Below are 836 nucleotides of genomic sequence, written 5' to 3'. Positions count from 1 at the left end.
CTGATCTGAAAAAGGAAGAGGGCGCTGGACTTGTAGGCTATCAGCCAGGCATGGATTACCCTTACGGCTCGGTGGGGGCATATCTCAACGCTTCTTACGCCATGTTGCCTACAGTCAACATTGCGAACTATTCATCACTGAAAGAAGCCATCGCAGCTATTCCTTCGGGTGGAACGGTATACGTCCCGGCAGCCAGATATGAGTCAGGGAAATGGAACGTTAATGCAGACAGCATGAACGTCGACAATGTCAGGATCCTTGGTGAAAGAGCGCCAACGTGGAACTCTACGCTTACGCGACTCATTGGCGGTTCTGTTATTGGTGGTCGTTTCATCGCCTGGGCAAATAACCTTACAATAGAAAACATCGGCTTTGACAATGGCCGCGATTATATAAATTCAAAATATCCCGGCGCTGACACCACCACTGCTTCACATCCTGATGGCAATACATGGGATGCATTTGTTCATGGCGCTCCGTCTACTGGATTGGAGCAAAGAAATGGTCTTGTGCTGCGTAATGTCATTGGGTTGATGTATACCAGCCAGGCTCTTGGTCATGCCATTCTTACTGAGGGTTATAGCCATGGTAGATTGGACAATGTGACTGGTATCGGCGGATCCCACGGCGTAATCATTAAAGCATCTGACGTTGTGGCGACGGGCATTTTTGCATACTGCCAGAGTAAAAACGGACTTATTATCAAAGCAGATGGCTCATCAAACTGCGGTAACGTTTTCGTTCACGACTTCACTTACGCCTACAAGCCTCGAAATACTAGCCCATGGTTCGAACCAGCATATGCTGAACACGGCGTAGATATTGACCCCAATGCC

1 protein-coding gene is annotated in these 836 nt (G+C 48.4%); it reads left to right on the top strand.

Annotated elements, in window-relative coordinates:
- Positions 1-836, top strand: an 836-nt coding sequence (locus QRD42_RS16385) for a hypothetical protein (RefSeq protein ID WP_321987630.1), incomplete at both ends; no start/stop codon positions are given.

This window comes from Enterobacter sp. PGRG2, from assembly GCF_030291195.1.
GTDB lineage: Bacteria > Pseudomonadota > Gammaproteobacteria > Enterobacterales > Enterobacteriaceae > Enterobacter_D.
The sequence above is the reverse complement of the archived record's forward strand: the minus strand, read 5'-3'. Positions and strand labels throughout refer to the sequence as shown.